The organism is Paraliomyxa miuraensis (assembly GCF_026337845.1).
Lineage (GTDB): Bacteria > Myxococcota_A > Polyangia > Nannocystales > Nannocystaceae > Paraliomyxa > Paraliomyxa miuraensis.
Genome location: NZ_JAOVZF010000125.1, coordinates 47,284 through 63,991, shown reverse-complemented (window position 1 = coordinate 63,991; position 16,708 = coordinate 47,284). Strand labels below are relative to the sequence as shown.

The 16,708-nt window shown below is 66.3% G+C and carries 10 protein-coding genes; 7 read left to right on the top strand and 3 right to left on the bottom strand.

Annotated elements, in window-relative coordinates; translation table 11 throughout:
* Positions 1 to 25 precede the first annotated feature (25 nt).
* The gene (tnpA, locus tag OEB96_RS02340) at positions 26 to 397 is read right to left on the bottom strand and encodes an IS66 family insertion sequence element accessory protein TnpA (RefSeq protein ID WP_266213760.1); all 372 of its coding nucleotides are present in this window, start codon (positions 395 to 397) and stop codon (positions 26 to 28) included.
* A gap of 1,304 nt (positions 398 to 1,701) precedes the next feature.
* On the opposite strand from tnpA, the gene OEB96_RS02335 reads away from it, so the two are divergent.
* From OEB96_RS02335 to OEB96_RS02315, 5 genes are all read left to right on the top strand, one after another.
* The gene (locus OEB96_RS02335; RefSeq protein WP_266213759.1) at positions 1,702 to 2,217 is read left to right on the top strand and encodes a hypothetical protein; all 516 of its coding nucleotides are present in this window, start codon (positions 1,702 to 1,704) and stop codon (positions 2,215 to 2,217) included.
* A gap of 15 nt (positions 2,218 to 2,232) precedes the next feature.
* Positions 2,233 to 5,154 (top strand): hypothetical protein, encoded by a 2,922-nt coding sequence (locus OEB96_RS02330; protein WP_266213758.1) that lies wholly within the window; start codon positions 2,233 to 2,235, stop codon positions 5,152 to 5,154.
* Positions 5,155 to 5,498: 344 nt separating this feature from the next.
* The gene (locus tag OEB96_RS02325) at positions 5,499 to 6,626 is read left to right on the top strand and encodes a tyrosine-type recombinase/integrase (RefSeq protein ID WP_266213757.1); all 1,128 of its coding nucleotides are present in this window, start codon (positions 5,499 to 5,501) and stop codon (positions 6,624 to 6,626) included.
* Positions 6,627 to 6,926: 300 nt separating this feature from the next.
* Positions 6,927 to 7,646, top strand: coding sequence for a hypothetical protein (locus OEB96_RS02320; protein WP_266213756.1), 720 nt, complete (start codon positions 6,927 to 6,929; stop codon positions 7,644 to 7,646).
* A gap of 147 nt (positions 7,647 to 7,793) precedes the next feature.
* The gene (locus OEB96_RS02315; protein ID WP_266213755.1) at positions 7,794 to 8,084 is read left to right on the top strand and encodes a hypothetical protein; all 291 of its coding nucleotides are present in this window, start codon (positions 7,794 to 7,796) and stop codon (positions 8,082 to 8,084) included.
* Positions 8,085 to 8,588: 504 nt separating this feature from the next.
* Here the strand turns inward: OEB96_RS02315 and OEB96_RS02310 are convergent.
* Positions 8,589 to 11,831 (bottom strand): helicase-related protein, encoded by a 3,243-nt coding sequence (locus OEB96_RS02310; protein WP_266213754.1) that lies wholly within the window; start codon positions 11,829 to 11,831, stop codon positions 8,589 to 8,591.
* A gap of 299 nt (positions 11,832 to 12,130) precedes the next feature.
* On the opposite strand from OEB96_RS02310, the gene OEB96_RS02305 reads away from it, so the two are divergent.
* Both OEB96_RS02305 and OEB96_RS02300 read left to right on the top strand, forming a co-directional pair.
* Positions 12,131 to 13,684 (top strand): serine/threonine protein kinase, encoded by a 1,554-nt coding sequence (locus OEB96_RS02305; protein ID WP_323137322.1) that lies wholly within the window; start codon positions 12,131 to 12,133, stop codon positions 13,682 to 13,684.
* 283 nt (positions 13,685 to 13,967) lie between these two features.
* Complete coding sequence (locus OEB96_RS02300; RefSeq protein WP_266213752.1) at positions 13,968 to 14,657, top strand: hypothetical protein; 690 nt, start codon at positions 13,968 to 13,970, stop codon at positions 14,655 to 14,657.
* Between the two features lie 388 nt (positions 14,658 to 15,045).
* Here OEB96_RS02300 and OEB96_RS02295 read toward each other — a convergent pair whose 3' ends face one another.
* The gene (locus OEB96_RS02295) at positions 15,046 to 16,155 is read right to left on the bottom strand and encodes a tyrosine-type recombinase/integrase (protein WP_266213751.1); all 1,110 of its coding nucleotides are present in this window, start codon (positions 16,153 to 16,155) and stop codon (positions 15,046 to 15,048) included.
* Positions 16,156 to 16,708 lie beyond the last annotated feature (553 nt).

The following is a 16,708-nucleotide window of genomic DNA, read 5'->3' as shown; positions in this document are numbered from 1 at the left end:
AACATCCGGGCTCCCGACGGCAGCGTCAGCATGAGCCCACCACCTCGAGCACTTCGCGGAGCCGCTCGACATCCACGGCACCAGTCACGCGAACGACCCAACCCGACCGTCCGACGATCTCGATCACGCCATCCTCGAGCCGCGCGCACGAGCTCGTCTCCCGGACGCGCACCTCGGTGAAGCCGACCTCCATGTCGACCTCCTCCCCGAAGAACTGTGACCACCGGAACAAGCTGCTGTAGCTCAGGCCGTGCTTCCTCGCGAACGCTGCGCGATCCAGCCTGCTCACACGCCACTTGTCCACCCAGCTCTTCCACTCGTCTCTCGGTCTGTGCTTGCCCATGACCTCGGCGCTACACCAGACCGATCCGGCTGTGGGCTCCGGTCCGGGAGGCACCCGGTAACGGGTTTACGACGATGCGACGCTCGAACATGACCGGCATCGTACCATCGGACCGAGCACGTCGCGTCCGGGTTCATGCTCGATCGCAGGGCCCGCAGCCAGCCCTTGGTGAGCCCGACCAGCGACGCTGAGTACCCTCGCAATGGTCGAGGCCATGACCAGCCCACCGCCCGCGCGGACGGCTGACGCAGGGCGCCTTCGTCGGCCATACCCGTACCCTTCCATCGAGTTGACCGAAGCGGCGGTCGGTGTCTCGCCAGTCGTCGAGCGTGGAGCGTGAGCACTTCGCTCCCACACCCTTGGGGACCGGGGAAGGCATCACGCCTGCGCGGCTGCGCTCGTCGTCCGCGGTCCGTAGTCCCGTAGTTCCTCTTTGGTCCGGTGTGTCGACGCCCCCCGCGCACGTACTCCCGTCGACGTGCGCCACCGAGCCAACGGTCACGCGAGCAACGATGGGATCGACCCGAGCACCGAGCGCGGCTTCGACCTCGCGACCGCGATGATCGTCCCCATCGCGCCACGGATTCCGAGCGTCCGTCCTCGAGCTGGTGCTGACAAGAAGCGGATCGAGCCCACGCAATGCCGAGAATGCAAGCAGGAGAGCTTGTAGAAAGTGCGAGGAACCCGCTAAAGGCACGAATTTCGATAGCAGAATCTATTTGGAATCGATTCGGAATGGTTTCCGAATCGATTACCGAACCGCGGCGGTTATTGATTCATCGAGAGTTGCAGCGAGTAGAGATCAGCCGTTCCCCGATGCCTCATCCTGACAATTTCGCTCGGACGACTTCGTGCGATCGCGATCACCGATCGATGTCGAGCATGGGTATCACCCCGACATCGGATCTCGGTGAAGGGTCATTTTGGAGCGCTCCGACCGGCCTCTCGAGGCTCACACAGAGCGGATTCGTTTGCGCCCGACGGCTTCCTGGCGTTGACTGACGGGGCGTGTTCGAGGGCTCTCCGAGGGGAACGCTTTGGAGTGCGAGCGGACCGACGACCCTACATGCCGTACATCGACATCCATCCACGCTCGAATCCGACAGCTCCAGAGATCCGTCTCGCGCGATGTCGCGGAAGGGGTCGACGTGCTCGGGCTACGCCAGCACGTCGGCCAGCGCGGCTGCGTCACCGAGCATCGATGGGAGATGGGAGGGCGAAGGCTGTGGCCACGCTCGCACTGATGACGACGGCTCGATCGTCCTGATCGGCGGCCCGTCGCCAGCCAAGCTGGGGTCGGCTTCGCCGAGACGGCCCGGCATCACGCGGAGTTAGGCAGGCACACGAGCTGCTGCCTCATGGCCCTGCGCAGCATCGAAGGGGCGGGTGGCCACGATGAGGAGGAAGAGGTCTCCCTCTTTCAGTTGCCCGTCGCGATGTGCTCCGAGACCGGGGCCGTCCCGATCCCGGCCCCGACCTCGGAGCGTGGTGAGTACCACGACGGGCTGGTGGCTGTCGCCTTGCTGCCCCTGCACTGGAACGGGTTGTTCCGCGTGCTGATGGACGTGGTGGGGCACTACCTGACGGTCCTGGGAAAGTCGGCGGAGCTGCTCGAGCAACTCGGCGGTCCCGATCTGGTGCTGTCGATCATGGATCACGAGTCCGATTGCGAGCAGCGGCTCTCGGAGCACGTGCTCCTCGATCAAATCGCGAACTATCGGGCGGAGATGTTCGGCGCGTCTCTTGACATCGTCGAGCCCGACCCGATGGTGACGCACTGGTGCGGAAGTTGGTCGAGGTCGACGAGTAGTCCAAACGCGAACCCGCGCCTGGTACCCACGAGCCCGGAGCACCCACCGACATTCACAAGGTGAGCGATGCAGGAGACCATGACAACCGAATCCACGGTCGAGCCCACGACCAACACCGCCGACGACACCAAGCCCGCGGAGATCGTGGTGCGGTATCGCTACTCCCACGGGGTCGTGCTCATGGGCAAACCCTTCCCGCACCGCGAGGTGAATGCTGCCCGACCGCGGTGGCGGTGGCTCTCCAGGCTGCGCCGGTGGGGCATCCCCCGAACGCGGGAGCGGTTGCTGTCCATCGAGGAGGTGGAGGAGTACGCCGAGGGGCTGCGAGCCGCCGGCGTGCCCAATGTGCGGGTCGACTACAAGGAACCCCGGCCCGAGGACGTGCACGACCTGGGCGAGGTCGAGACGCTCGGAGGGCCAGCCCTCGGTCGCACCGGACGGCTCGACGAGGCCGGCGCGTCGTTCGATCCGAGCAAGCCTGTCACCGCCACGGATCTCGGCCGCTGGATGCCTCGGTCCTATCGCAACGCGATGGCGCTCGTGGAAGGCGTCCGAGGGCGCCACATGCAGCAGGGCGACGCAGGGCGCGAGGACGAGGACGAGGACCCGTACGCTCGTGCCCTTCGGGATGCGGGGCTCCATGTCCCCAAGCCGGAGACCGTGGGCCAGCGCATCGCGAGGGAGCGGGCGAGGAGGCAGCAAGAGCAGGTCAACCGCCGCATCGATGCACGAGCGTTGACGGAGGTGCGCCGCTGGGCCGCATCACTCGGCCCGGTCGACCCGGGGCGGTTCAACGCCACCTATCGACAGCTCTACCCCGTCGTCAACGCGGAGCACCGCCAGCGAGCGCTCGTCCTCACTCACGAGGACCATCGGATCGTGGCGACGGTGCGCGGCCCCCATGGCTCGGAATTCACTGTCTCCCGACCCGAGGGAACCGACGAGCGAGTCGTCATCGCGGCATTGCTGTACCGGATCGAGGTGGAGATCCCAAGGGGCGCGGCCCGACCCAAGGCCGAGGTGGACGACCCCACCCCCAAGGAGGCGCAGGACGAACACGAGCCCAACACCGACACCGACCCGCCGGCCCAGGGGGCCGACGCACACGCGACGACGGCGGGCGCTGCCGAGTCCGAAGACAGCGCAGACATGGCGCGACTGATCGAGCTGCTCACGATGGTTCTCGGGGAGCAGAAGCCCAAGGCCGCCGATGCTGCTCCCGGAGTCGACGACCAAGAGGACGGCGATACGGTCGAAGAGGAGCGCTTGGCGGGCGAGCCTGTGGACGCCGAGGATCACAATCACGCGGACGGCCCCGCCGAGCTCGACGAGGTGGACAAGGCGCGAGTGGTCGAGGATCTCATGAGGTTGATTCGCGGGGGCCCGAAGTCCGAGGCCACCGCCGGAGTCGACGACCAAGAGGACGTAGAGACGGTCGAAGAGGAGCGCCTGGCGGGCGAGCCCATGGCCGCCGGGGAGCGCACCTTCGAGCACGGACCGGCCGAGCCCGAGGCCGTCGTAGACAAGGCGCGAGTGGTCGAGGATCTCATGAGGTTGATTCGTGGGGGGCCGAAGCGCGAAGCCACGGACGCCACTGCTGGAGTCGACGACCAAGACGACGTCGATGCGATCGAAGAGGAGCACTTGGTGGGCGAGCCCGTGGACGCGGGGGAGCGCACCATCGAGGTCCCCTCCCCCGAGCCCGAGACGGTGGCGAGCGTGCTCGAGGAACTCACGAGGCTGGTCGAGGCGATCGAAGAGGGGCGCCTGGCGGACGAGCCCGTGGACGCCTCGGCCGAGCCCGAGGCCGCCGTAGACGTGGTGCGCCTGATCGAAGAACTCACGAGGATGGTCGAGGCGTTCGAAGAGGGGCGCCTGACGGGCGAGCCCGTGGACGACCGGGAGCGCACCATCGAGGACGCCTCGACTGAAGCCGAGGCCGTCGTAGACGCGGCGGGAGCGGTCGAGGAACTCATGAGGCTGGTTCGCGGGGGGCGGAAGCCCGAGGCCACCGGCGCCACTACAGGGCCCGAGGACCAAGAGGACATCGAGGCCGTCGAAGAGGAACGCCGAGCAGGCGAGCCCGTGGGCGCCGAGGAGCGCACCAGCGAGGACGGCTGGGCCGAGCCCGAGGCAGTCGTAGACGCGGCGGGAGCGGTCGAGGAACTCATGAGGCTGGTTCGCGGGGGGCGGAAGCCCGAGGCCACCGGCGCCACTACAGGGCCCGAGGACCAAGAGGACATCGAGGCCGTCGAAGAGGAACGCCGAGCAGGCGAGCCCGTGGGCGCCGAGGAGCGCACCAGCGAGGACGGCTGGGCCGAGCCCGAGGCAGTCGTAGACGCGGCGGGAGCGGTCGAGGAACTCATGAGGACGGTTCGCGGGGTACGGAAGCCCGAGGCCACCGCTGGAGTCGAGGACCAAGACGACCCCGATGCGATCGAGGGGCGCCTGGCGAGCGAGCCCGTGGACGACGGGGAGCGCACCATCGAGGACGGCAGGGCCAAGCCAGAGCCGCGAGAGGAAGCGCTGGCGGCGGGTCCTGCCGAGGGCACGGGCGTGCACGTGCCCTCGGAGCCCTCGCCACCGTTGCTCGACGTATCCGAGCCCGACCCCGAGTTGCTCGAGCGGGCCGGGCACGGGTCGAGCCGCCCCCCGCAGGACACGTCGGCTCAGCCGCTCACCCAGGCATCGGGCGAGCCTCGGGCGAGCCTCGCCGAGAACGAGCCACCGCGAACCGCCGGGGGCCTGGCATCGCCGCCGGGCACCAGCCCTCACCGACCACCAACCCGACACGCGCCCATCGTCTGCAGAGCGGGCCCCAGGAGGGCTCACCAGGCACGTGTGCGGGACCTCGGGCTCGTCCACCAAGCACAGGCCCGGCCTCCTACGCGGCCGCAGGGCGGCGCCCAAGCGCAGCGGGGTCGATCTCCTCCGAGCCCGCGCGAGCACGCACCGATGGGCCCGCGGAGCCGCGGCCCACCACCAGATCAGCGGCAATGATCGTCGGCTCGATCCCGAGATCGGGCCGTCGACGGACGCCACGCGTCGACATCCCCGAGCCGCGTGGCCACACACGGACCGATCACGAACCCGGGTGACACCCACCCGCACCGCTGGAGCTGACATCATGGCCAAGAAGAACCCCGCCAAGCGGCGAGGACGGCGAGCCGCGTCCTCTGCCTCGACCAAGACAACCCACGCCCACCACTCGCCACCGAGCACGCCTCACGCGAGCAGCCCTCCCACGGTCCCGCCATCGGAGCTGACGACCGTCCCCCACGTCGACCACGGCACCGTGCGACGCAAGCAACCGCGTGCCGATTTCCGGGAAGGCAGGTGATCCCATGACCGTCCGCAAGAGCCAGCGAGGGCGCTGGATGATCGATGCGCACATTCGCCTGCTCGACGGGTCCGTCGTGCGCGTGCGCAAGGTAAGCCCCGTACAGAGCAAGCGAGGTGCGAAGAAGTACGAGCAAGATGTCCGGGAGAAGGTGGTCGCGGGGACGTGGGGCAAGACGGCCGAGCCGTCGCCGACGTTCGCGTCGTTCTCCACGTACTTCCTCGACAACTACGCGACCACCAACAACCGGCCCAGTACCGTCCGGGAGAAGCGGCGAGCGTTGGGCCGAGGGCTGCTCGACGAGATCGGGCACCTGAAGCTGGATAGGATCGGCACCCGGGAGGTCGAGGCATTCAAGGCCCGGCGCAAGAAGGACGGGGTTTCGCACAAGACGATCAACGAGGAGCTGGCGATCCTGGGCAAGATACTCGGGTATGCCGAGGAGATCGGCGACCTGACCACCCCACCGCCCAAGATCCGTCGGCTCAAGACGCCCAAGCCGAAGCTCGATTTCTTCGACTTCGACGAGGCCAAGCGGCTCGAGAAGGCGGCCAGCCAAGCACCGGATCCGTGGCGAGCGATGATCCCGATCGCGATGTGGACCGGGCTTCGGCTGGGCGAGCTACGAGCCTTGAAGTGGAATGATGTCGACCTCGTGGCTCGGCACCTGCACGTGCGGCATGCAGCCGATGACCAGGACGTGCTGCACCCGCCCAAGGACGGGGACCCGCGGATCGTCGAGCTACCGCGCAAGGCGGCCCGGTTGCTCAAGGAGCACAAGCACCTGCGCGGCGACTACGTGTTCTGCCGCGAGAACGGGCTGATTCTCCGCACTCGAGACTGCGAGTCGAAATCCAAGGCGGTCAGGGACGACGGGCCGCTGGCGAAGGTGTGCCGCAAGGCCGGGCTGCGCCCGATCGGTTGGCATGGTTTGAGGCACACCTATGCGTCGCATCTGATGATGAAGGGCGCCAAGCCGGTGGAGGTGCAGGAGCTACTCGGCCACGCGTCGATGTCGATGACGAATCGGTACACCCACCTGTCGCCGATCGCCCGGAGGGCGGCGGCGGAGCTGCTCGACGACGAACCGCCTGGGCTGGATGAAGTGGAAGAGGAAGAAGGGCGCAGGTGACGGAATGGATCCAACCTGGCCCTTGCCCTCAGAATTCAGTGTGGACCCGCGGCGCCTTCACCACGACGCGCTGACGGGTCTGCAAACGCTCAACGTGCCGGTCGGTCGAGCACCTCGGCGCGGGCATGGCGGCACTGGCCGTTGGGTCGTGGCGGTGTCGGCGTGGGTGTTCTGGCTTGGTGCCGTGGTGGCGATCGTTGGTTGGCAACGACATCTCGTGTGTCAGATCGTCGGAGGTTTGGACCTCGACCACGACGATCCTCACCAAGGCCCCGGACCGGGGCTCGAATGGAGACCATCATGAGCGCGCGCGACACCCTGACCACCATCGCAGTCCTCTCCACCTTCCTCTCGGCCTGTGCGGAAGAACCGCTGGACGATGATCTCGCCTTCCTCCACGAACACGACGAGGAGTCACTCGCCGAAGAACAGGATGGTCTGCGTCCCTTCCACGTCGCCGTCTTCGACCACGAGCCGACGGAGGAGGAGATCGAGGCGGAATTCCGGGAATTCCAGGCATCCATCGGCGACCTCGTGGCCGAGAACGACCCCGTCGGAAGCGTCAATCCCACGGGCTACGTTGCTCCCGGGGTGGGTCAGAAGCTCGTTCGGCTGGACGCACTGACCTCGAACATCCCGGACGCGGGGACCGATGCCAAGGGGGCGATCCGGTTCACGGGAAGGTGGGACACCAACGTCGGCCCGGAGTATATCGAGACCTTCATCATGGACAATCCTGGCGTGGACGATCTCAACCGAAATACGACCAGTGTGTTCTATTATCTGATGAACCTCGGTGCCTACGTCGCTGGGACAACCCAGGACAAGTTCCTGCAGGGCCAGATCGCCAACGTGAGCACCGACGGGTGGCACTGCAGCCAGCTCAAGGTCAGGGACTACAACCGCTTCCTGTCCTCGCGGCTCCAATCGCTGGCATTCAATCAGTGGGTGGACTCGCCGACGGTTCCGGAGTCGGTATGGCTGCCCGCGACCGACTCGAGTTGGAAGAGCTACAACTAACGAGGTCACTGTGAACCGACGCTTGCTCGAGGTCCAGAGGATGGAAGTCCCTGGGCCTGTGCAAGCACCGCAACACACCTCCTCAGCGGCTGGGCGGCGAGGGTGACAATCGCCTCCATGATGGGCATCCGTCCTCATGCATCGCTCGTGACCTTCAACGACGAAGGCCGCCGCGACGAGGACGACGCCGACCTTGAGCTCCGCGCCGCCGTCGGCGGCCTCGGCCTTTCCCATCAGCCCTCGAGCTCCGGGCTGGTCCTCGCGGCCGCTCACTTCCTGTCCGCCGGCTTCCGCTGGAAACCCACGTGGACGGACATCGAGGCTGCGCTCGCGGTCCACCGCCTGCACCACACCGGCCACTATCGACGCTCGCCGGCCCCCCGGATTCGTGTCACCCTGCCCTCGGGATGGGGACGTTCAGCAAGTCCTTGTTCATGATGCTCGAGGACGAGCCGGACGTCTTCCACAAGCCCCCCGATGCTCCCGATCCGCTGGCCCTGGGCCTGCGGGTCGGCACCCACGATCGGCCCATCATCGGTCTCGATGGCGGGGACGGTGGCTCGCCCGTGATGGGTTCGTCTTCCATGCGAGCAAGGACTACGAGCCCGGGGTCGCCTACCGACTCAACTTCGCCCAAAACGAGCGCCCGAGTCTCGAGCGCTACCCCGAGCTCGACGCATTCGTCGACCGCTCCCTCCTCAACACCAACTGCGACCTGACCAACCCCGCGCTCATCCGCTACTTCCTCGACCAGCGCCCCCCTGTGATCGGCCGCTGCCCGTGAGCACGGGATGTGGTGGACACAGGCCCTACGCAACGAGCACGGCGTGCTCGAGCTGCCCTCCGGTAGCCGGGAGTACCTCGACGAGATCCGCCGTCCGTACCGCACCGGAGGGAGCTGACCCATGGCGCAGCGTCCATGGCTGGTTTCGGTCAAGACCATCAACGGTGGCAGATCTCGAACGCGGCGAGCACTCGCAGGCGCCGACCAGCCAGCGCTCGTGCATCGAGCCATGAGCGCACCAGCGCGTCGACCTCTGCGTCTAATGGCGTCCGCGGGTCGAGCACCGGGCTCCCGGGCTTCACACGTATTTCCATGAGCAGTTGCTCATGGGAGCATTCGCGGGGGGCCTCTCGCCAGGCCAACTCCCCCTCCGGGCGAAACAACGAGGTGGCTCGCCCCTCGTGCCTCAGCAGCACATAGAGCCCGGGTCGGTCCCCTGCGATCCGCGCCTGGATACCATCGGGCAGCGCCCTCGCCCGCTCAAGGGCATCCACGTCCGCGCTCCACAAGCGCTCGAAGAGCGTGGTGGGAGGCATCTGCGCCGTGGCCTGCTCGTACAGCCCCTTGGTGTCCAGCTCGCCCCGGTACAGGGTCTCCATTAGCTCGATGTCGGCTTGCGCCAGCTCCGTCGAGCGCCGCACCCGATTCCCCACGACGTTCGTTCCAGAGAACATCTCTTGCTGAGACGCACGTTCTTCGAGGCGGCCCCAGAGATCCACGATCTGCTCGTAGCAATCATCTCCCGGGAAGAAATTGCGGACCTTGACCCAACGCTTGTGGGTCGTGAACCGATCGACCCGGCCGACCCGCTGGATCAGACGTAGCGGAGTCCAACTCACATCGTAGTTGATAACGATTCTCGCATCCTGGAGGTTCTCTCCCTCCGCGATCGCGTCTGTCGCGACCAGAATCTCCACCGAAGCACCCGCCAGAGGCTCCTCGACCCGCTGAGCCATCGGGGCAAATCGGCGAAAGAGAGACTTGCGGTCGGCGTTGCTCAGCTCGCCCGTGATGAGGCCGACGAGGCGCGGCTCAACCAATTCGCCAATCGCGTCGTGCAGCAGCTCGGCAGTGGCACGATACTCCGTGAAGATCAGAATCTTGTCCCCCGGCCTTCGACGTCGTATCAAGTCCATTAGCTCGTGGAGCTTGGGATCCTTTCGGATGTCGACGGCTCGCATGGAAGCGACCAGTTCATCGAGCTGCGCCTCGAATCGAGGACGATCGACCGGCCGCAAGCGATGCTGGGCCAGCCCTTGCCGCAGGGACTCGAGTGTGCGGGAGAATGCGCTCGGGCTGCTCTCCGCGCGGCGAGCGAGCAGGGCACGGATCACGCCGTGACGGCCGCCGAGATCCTCGACGTCGTCATCCCCGACCCCCAACCATGCATAGTCCTGACTATCCCGCGCTAGCGAGAAGTCCATGTCGGCCAGCGCCCTGAAAATGGTGCTCATACAGGATCGATAGTGAACCGTGCGCACTTCTACATGAGGAAAGTAGCGCCACACTTCGCCGAAGCGCAGACGGATCCATCGTCCCTCCTCGACACCGAAGTCGCGCAGAATCGGCCCCAGGGCGATATTGACAATCCCGTCCGCGACCGCGACGTCCCCAAGCGCCTCGATGGAGTCGTCCCCGACGAGCGACGCGAGGGTCTGGAGGTTCTTGAGCCCGGTGCTGATGGGTGTAGCCGTCATCAACAGCGCCCTCGGCCCCGTCACGTCGGGGCGAGGACCGGCCAGGAACCTCCCGAGAGCTACCTGACGTTTCGCGGCGCGGCGCCGGAAGTGATGGCACTCGTCCACGATGATGAGGTCGCGCTCGTCGAGCGAACGAAAAAGCGAAGTAAGGTCGTCGCTGCTCCCTTCCCCTGGCTCTCCACCGTCTCGGGTCCGCTCCAGATCGTAGACCCGAACCCTATCCGCGGAGATGCCGAAGCTACGCAGCGCCTCTTGCCACATCTCGAATATCGAGCCGTTCTTGCAGGCAATCACGACTCGGCCAATCTCTCCTCGCTCCATCAAGGCGCGCGCGACATAGCCCGCCATGATCGTCTTGCCCATTCCAGTCGGTGCGATCAGCATCAGCCGCCGCCGACTCTCCAACCGGGCAAGCAGGGTCGCCACGATCGCGCGCTGGAACTCGGCGAGATCGTAGCGAATACGTTTAACCCTCGGAAGGTGGCCAAAGAGCGTGTCGAGGATCTTCAAGAACACCAGGTGAGGATCGCCAAACCCCCAGAAGGCCCACGAGCGCTCGATCTTGGCAATGATTGGTTCGCTCAGCGGCCGTGCCCGCTCGAAGTAGTGCTCGAAACGGCCGTGAAGATACCCTGCTTCGTCCGCATCCATGACCTGATATCCGCACTCGATATTGGTCCGCAGTCCACCCGAGGTGAGGTTTGAGGAAGTCACGTATGCCCGGTTTCGATCGAAGATGAAGACCTTGGCGTGGAGGCTCTCCAACTCCCTCGGCTCAAAATAGCGAACCCGGACGCGACCACGCACCAACTGACGGTGGAGGCGAACGGCGATCCCTCGCATCTGCGCCAGGCTCAGCTCGAAGTTTGCCTCGAGACTAGCCGCAAAAACCCGAAGTAACTCCGCGAGTTGGTCGCGTGCCTGGTCGTTGGCCCCGATCAGCAGACGAAGGTCGGCGCGCTCCAACTGCGACATCAGGTCGTGGTAGCCGTGCAGACTGAAATAGGCTGTGGCGACGTCGACGTGCGAAGCTCCCTTCGACAACGCCCGCACCACCGTCAGGGCAGTCCCGCGATCCAGCACGGCCGTTGTCGCGTGCGGTGGTGTGGGGAGCGGGGACTCACGGTGCGGCGGGTCCTTGAGAAGTCCGTCGTGCTGACGCCGGCACTGCTGAAATCGCTCGCACCAGAGACGAAGGGTCGTCGTTCGTCGCTTCCAAGTCGCGTTGTCGCTCTGGCCCTGCTGCTCGCGGATGTACGTCACGAATGCGGGTGCGCTCCCCGGCTCAAGCTGCTCTAGACGCGTCACCCTGGCCCACTGCATCCAGGCCCGGCCGACGTCAGAGCCCTCGAAGGCGTGCGACAGTCGCATGATCTTCTCGTCCGGGTCGAGACGCAGCAAGGCTCGGCCGGCGGGCGTGGGGACGTCGTTGTCGTCTGTCAGACGAAGGAGCCTCGCGTTGCGGCGGTAGTACATGACGTTGCGAGCTGTCGCCTCCTGCTTGGGACGTGCCCCCAGGCTAGCGATAGCTCGGCCGAGACTCACATCATCGAGGTGGGCCAACTCGACAACTCGAACGACCTTGCTCAGATCCTCCTGCTGAGGAAGGGAAATCGCGCTGACCTCTTGTCGATGCCTCGATCGACCGCGGCGGGGCCTTTGGATCTGCTCCCACGTCTCGTCTGCGGTGTCGTCGGTCATTGCGTCACCCAACGCTACCGGAATACGCGGCGCGCGCGACGGCGTGGCCGCTGCGGGCACCGAGGCCCACGATATGGGGGCCTACGTGGTCGACGGCCGACACGTGGGCCCGCTCGTGGTGGTGATGATCGCGAGCCTGCTGGGCCAGAACCTGCTGCCAGACTCATCGTCGGCGGCATTGCCCGCTGCGAGCCTGCCACGACCGCCGTTCGAACGTGAGCCCGCTTGGCCGCCGGTGGGCTTCGTGGTGCTGTTCTCGCACCGTGACCGACCGAGCCAAGTTACCATCGATCCTGCTCATGTCGCGCGAGGAAGATCCCCACGACGTCGTCGGCAAAAACCTTGAGCGCCTCGTCGAGATCATGTGCAGACGAGCTCCCGGCCAGCCCAGGGAGGCCGACCCATGGGCGGCGACCGACACACCGTCGGGGTCCGGAGCACGAGTCGATGGCAGGCTATTCGAGGTCCCGCGCCTGGGTACCGTGGTGCGCGAGATATGGGAGCTCAGGAGCGTCCTGGGGAAGGGGACCTTCGGTGTGGTCTATGGGGCGTGGCATCGAGGGCTGAGGCGAGAAGACGCAATCAAGGTCTTGCACCCTCACTTGGCCGACGACGATGAACTTCGCGAGCGCTTTCGTCAGGAGGCGATCGTCATGGCCAGGTTACGCGGGGAGCACCTGGTCCGTGTGTATGACTGTGGCGAGCACGCCGGCCTGCCGTTCCTCGTGATGGAGTACCTGAATGGGGAGACCCTCCACGATCGACTGCGCGTCGCAGGGCCGCTGGAGTTCGGGAGCTTTCGCCGAGTCGCCATGGGGCTCACCCGAGGTCTCACCGAGGTTCATGGCTTCGGCATCCTTCACCGCGACATCAAGCCCGCCAACATCTTCGTGCAGCGGGGATCGGACGAGGTGAAGCTGCTGGACTTCGGCCTGGCGAAGGGTTCGCTGCGGCTGACCGCGCGGGGCACAACGCTGGGCACCCCGCTCTACATGGCGCCCGAGCTCTTGGTATCGACGGGAGCGACCGCTTCGGAGTCCACCGACGTGTACTCGACGGGGGTCGTACTCTATCAGATGCTCACGGGTCGGCTCCCGTTCCAACTCCATCACGAGGAAGGGCTGGACACGCTCGTGCGTAGGATTCTGGCGGGGATCTTCCCGTCTCCGCGCGCCCTTCGGGGGGAGATTTCCCCGGGCCTGGACCGGATCGTCACCTGCACCCTCGCGCGCGATCCCAAGCAGCGTCCAGCCACGGCACGGGCGCTCTTGGACGCACTCGAGGCGTGCTGGCGCGCTCCTGTCAGTCGTTCGGCTCGTCCGGCCTACGATGTCCACCCTCCAGATTCTCCTCCTCGCGTCGAAGCGGAGCACCGCGCTCGGCAGGAGGGCGCCGCACATCCCCTCTTCGAGCTGGTCTGGAACCGGCTCGACGCGGATCTCCAGGATGCGTTCATGCTGGCGGCGACGGCCGCGCTTCGGGGCGGCAAGGACTACATCTCCACCACCACGTTGTTCGCGGCGATTCGGCGCCTGAGCCCCGAGCCCATGCCACGCCTATTCGAGCAGTTGCCACCGGCGGCGGTCGAGGACTCGATCCCCACTAGCCTCGATACCGACGCGGGGGCTCTTGGTGGCATACGTTCGTTCTCGCCGTGCGTGGACACGGCCCTCGAGCAACTGTCTCCGCTCGCCACGTCGGAACACCGGATCACGACTGAAGACCTCTTCCTCGACATTGCTCGGTATGGGACCGGCAAGTCGACCATGAGGCTGCGGACCCATGGAGTGAGCAGGGATCGAATCGACGAGATCATTCGCCAGTTGGGCTGGGTGATCTTGGAGCGCGCGTAGCCACGACGTCCCGCGGCGATCAATCGGGCCACCGTCGGAACCGGACCTACGCGATCACTCGGGGGCGGGTCGAAGCTGCTCGTGATGGACGAGGTGGTCGCAGAACGTGGAGAGACGGAGGCGCTCGACGGCCACCGCGCTCTCACCCGAGCGTTGCTCAACCCCTTGCGACGTAGCGGATCACCCAAGACTCGGACTCGTTACCCGGGATCGCCACGAACAGCGAGTCGCCCTTCGGGCTCCAAGACAGGCTGGTCGGAATATCGTCCAGGTCGATGCGAGCGTGTCGGATACCGTCTGGCGCGTAGACTTCGATGCGGTCAAGATCGATCGCGACCGTCGTGCGGGCGCGGTACCACGACGTTCCGATCGCGATCCAGCCGCCGGCTCGGCAGGTGGCGAAGCGGCCGAGGTGGTTGCACCACGAGTAGCCGTCGAAGCGAACGCGGCCGTCGATATCGAGGATGCGTGCACCAACGACCCAGCGGCCGTAGGGGATCGCGGCAAGCTGCTCGTCGCCAAAGGCCGCTCCCTCGAAGCGCTGAACCTCGCCCGTGTCGTCGTAGACGACAAGCCCGTGATCGATGGCACCGATCCAGCCTCGACCATCGTCGCCACCGGCCAGCGTGTATCGGGCTCGAGCACCACCAAGGGCTCGGAGGCGGCGACGGCAACGGGTGCGCCGTCGTCCGCAGGGCGATCCGTCGCGTCATCGGGCTCGACGACGAGGGAGGGCTGGTCCGTGCTTGCGGGGCTCGTGACCGCACCATGCGGCTCGGTCGCGATGGGTTCGGGCTGCGCGATGCCAACGCGACACGCGGCAAGCAGCGCCATAGTCAGCCCGATGCGTCCCCTCGCCGATGATCGACGCATGAGCGCCGACCATGAGTCGAGCACCGCTACGATGGCTCTGCTCGACCATCCCGACGTCGTCTGGGTCCGGGGCATCGGATTTGAGATGGTACGTCGGTAGCCCTTGTGCCTTGTGCCTGCGACCATCGCCACGGTCCGCGACATCGAGGCGTTCCTCGGCGGCTCGCTGGCCCTCACGCTGGCGTGGCGCAGCTCGTGACCCCGCGATCTCTGGCCTTGATCCTTGATCCCACGTCCGGGCCCCTCGTGGAACCACCGATCCTGCGCCCCTGCCCTGCTCTCCGGGACCGCCCACGACCCCCAACCATTGCCGGCAATCTGTCGCGCGAGCGAGGATCCGAGCCGATCCCGGCCCTCCCCCGCCCGCGCCAAAACTCGAAGAAATCCAGGAAGGTGGCGGCCAAGTGCTCGTCCCGTCGAGTCACGCCACCCCCCTGAGGTCAGGTTCGATTCCTGTGCGCCTCCGCTGAATTATATTAGAAATTTCATCAAGTTACGTCTTTGGGCGATCTCGCGGTGCCGCTATGGTGCCGCGTCGGTGCCGCGTCGAGCAGCTTGGCCGCCGCCCGGCGGGCGCTTGGCGAGAGGTGCGTGTACCTCATCGTCATCGTGAGCGACTCGTGGCCGAGCAGCTCCTGAACCTCGGCAGGCTTGGCGCCGAGCATCGTCAAGTGCGACGCGTAGGTGTGCCGAAGCGTGTGCCAGCCGATCCGCCGAAGGCCTGCCTTGCGGGCGACCTCGACGAGTGGGCTGTCGCCCTCGGGCTCGGTCGACTTGGGCAGGCACTGCCAGCGCTGCAGCATCTCCCCGTCCTCATGGCAGAACACGTACGGGCCGTGCTCGTGCCGGTGCTCTCGCAGCAAGTCGACCGCCTTCTGGGGTAGGTCAACCACCCGAGGCTGGCCGCTCTTGGGCGGCTGCAAGTCGCCCGCGTCATCGACCGCGCGACGGACGTGGAGCACGCCGGTCACGGAGTCGAGGTCATCCCAGCGAAGGGCCCGCAGCTCGCCGATCCGAAGCCCGCTCCACAGGGCGAACGGGATCATCGCCCGCCAAGGGGCGGGTGCCTCCCGAGCCGCGTCCTCGAGCCGGATCGCTTCGTCGAAGTCGAGGAAGTCGAACGACGGCTTTTGGACCTTGAGGCGGCGGATCTTCGGAGGCGGCGTGGTCAGCTCCCCGATCTCCTCGGCGTACCCGAGGATCTTGGAAAGGATGGCGAGCTCCTCGTTGATCGTCTTGTTCGAAACCCCGTCCTTCTTGCGCCGGGCCTTGAAGGCTTCGAGCTGACGGGGGCCGATCTGATCGAGGCGTAGCCGCCCGAGCTGGGCGAGCATGCCCCGGCCGAGCGTGCGCCGTTTTTCACGGACGGTGCTGGGTCGGTTGTTGGTGGTGGCGTAGGTGTCGATGAAGTACGTGGCGAACGACGCGAGCGTCGGCACCACGGGCTGGTTGTCCTCCTTGCTGCTGCGGACCCCATCGAGCAAGGCCGCGCGGACCTCTCGCTCGTAGTTCTCCGCACCGCGGCGGGTCGGCACGGGGCTGACCTTGCGGATGCGGGTGATGGACCCGTCGGGCATGGTGATTTGGATGTCGATCATCCAGCGTCCTCGATGGCTTCGTCGGACGGTCATGGCGTTACCTGAGTGCTTTCCGGGTAACGCGGTGTTGGCGGGGGAAGCATAGCGCGGGATGGGGAGGGGGCGAGGGTTCGCTTAGTCATGCGGGTAGGAACGGGCAGCGTTCGAGGCGGAGGACAGTGACATCGTAGGGGGCGACAGGATGCCCGCCGCGCTCGCGGCGGAGATGTAGATCTCCCTCTACGGGTGGCCGCCGGCGGACCATCTTGACCACCCGTGTCCCTCCTCGCGCGGACCACGGCACGGGCTTGCCACGTCTCCCCGCAAGACTTGCCCGTTGTTCATGGCCACGGAAGTCTCGACGAACAACGCGAACGTCGGCATCGAGCCCTCGACCTCCCCCATCCCCACCCTGTACATCCCCCTCGCACTCGACACGTCGCGGCGGATACTCTTCCATCCACGCCCATTTCGTCCCCACGCGCCATGGGCGAAGCCACCATGGATCCCAACGGAACCGACGGGGCGGGAATCGGACGACAGTGAGACCCATGCTCGATAACGTACCCGTTCA

What these genes read in the sequence shown, in the direction of transcription:
- OEB96_RS02330 (WP_266213758.1), top strand. Translation starts at nt 2,233, where the DNA reads ATGACAACCGAATCCACGGTCGAGCCCACGACCAACACCGCCGACGAC.
- OEB96_RS02310 (WP_266213754.1), bottom strand. Translation starts at nt 11,831, where the DNA reads ATGACCGACGACACCGCAGACGAGACGTGGGAGCAGATCCAAAGGCCC.
- OEB96_RS02335 (WP_266213759.1), top strand. Translation starts at nt 1,702, where the DNA reads ATGGCCCTGCGCAGCATCGAAGGGGCGGGTGGCCACGATGAGGAGGAA.
- OEB96_RS02320 (WP_266213756.1), top strand. Translation starts at nt 6,927, where the DNA reads ATGAGCGCGCGCGACACCCTGACCACCATCGCAGTCCTCTCCACCTTC.
- OEB96_RS02325 (WP_266213757.1), top strand. Translation starts at nt 5,499, where the DNA reads ATGACCGTCCGCAAGAGCCAGCGAGGGCGCTGGATGATCGATGCGCAC.
- OEB96_RS02305 (WP_323137322.1), top strand. Translation starts at nt 12,131, where the DNA reads ATGTCGCGCGAGGAAGATCCCCACGACGTCGTCGGCAAAAACCTTGAG.
- OEB96_RS02295 (WP_266213751.1), bottom strand. Translation starts at nt 16,155, where the DNA reads ATGATCGACATCCAAATCACCATGCCCGACGGGTCCATCACCCGCATC.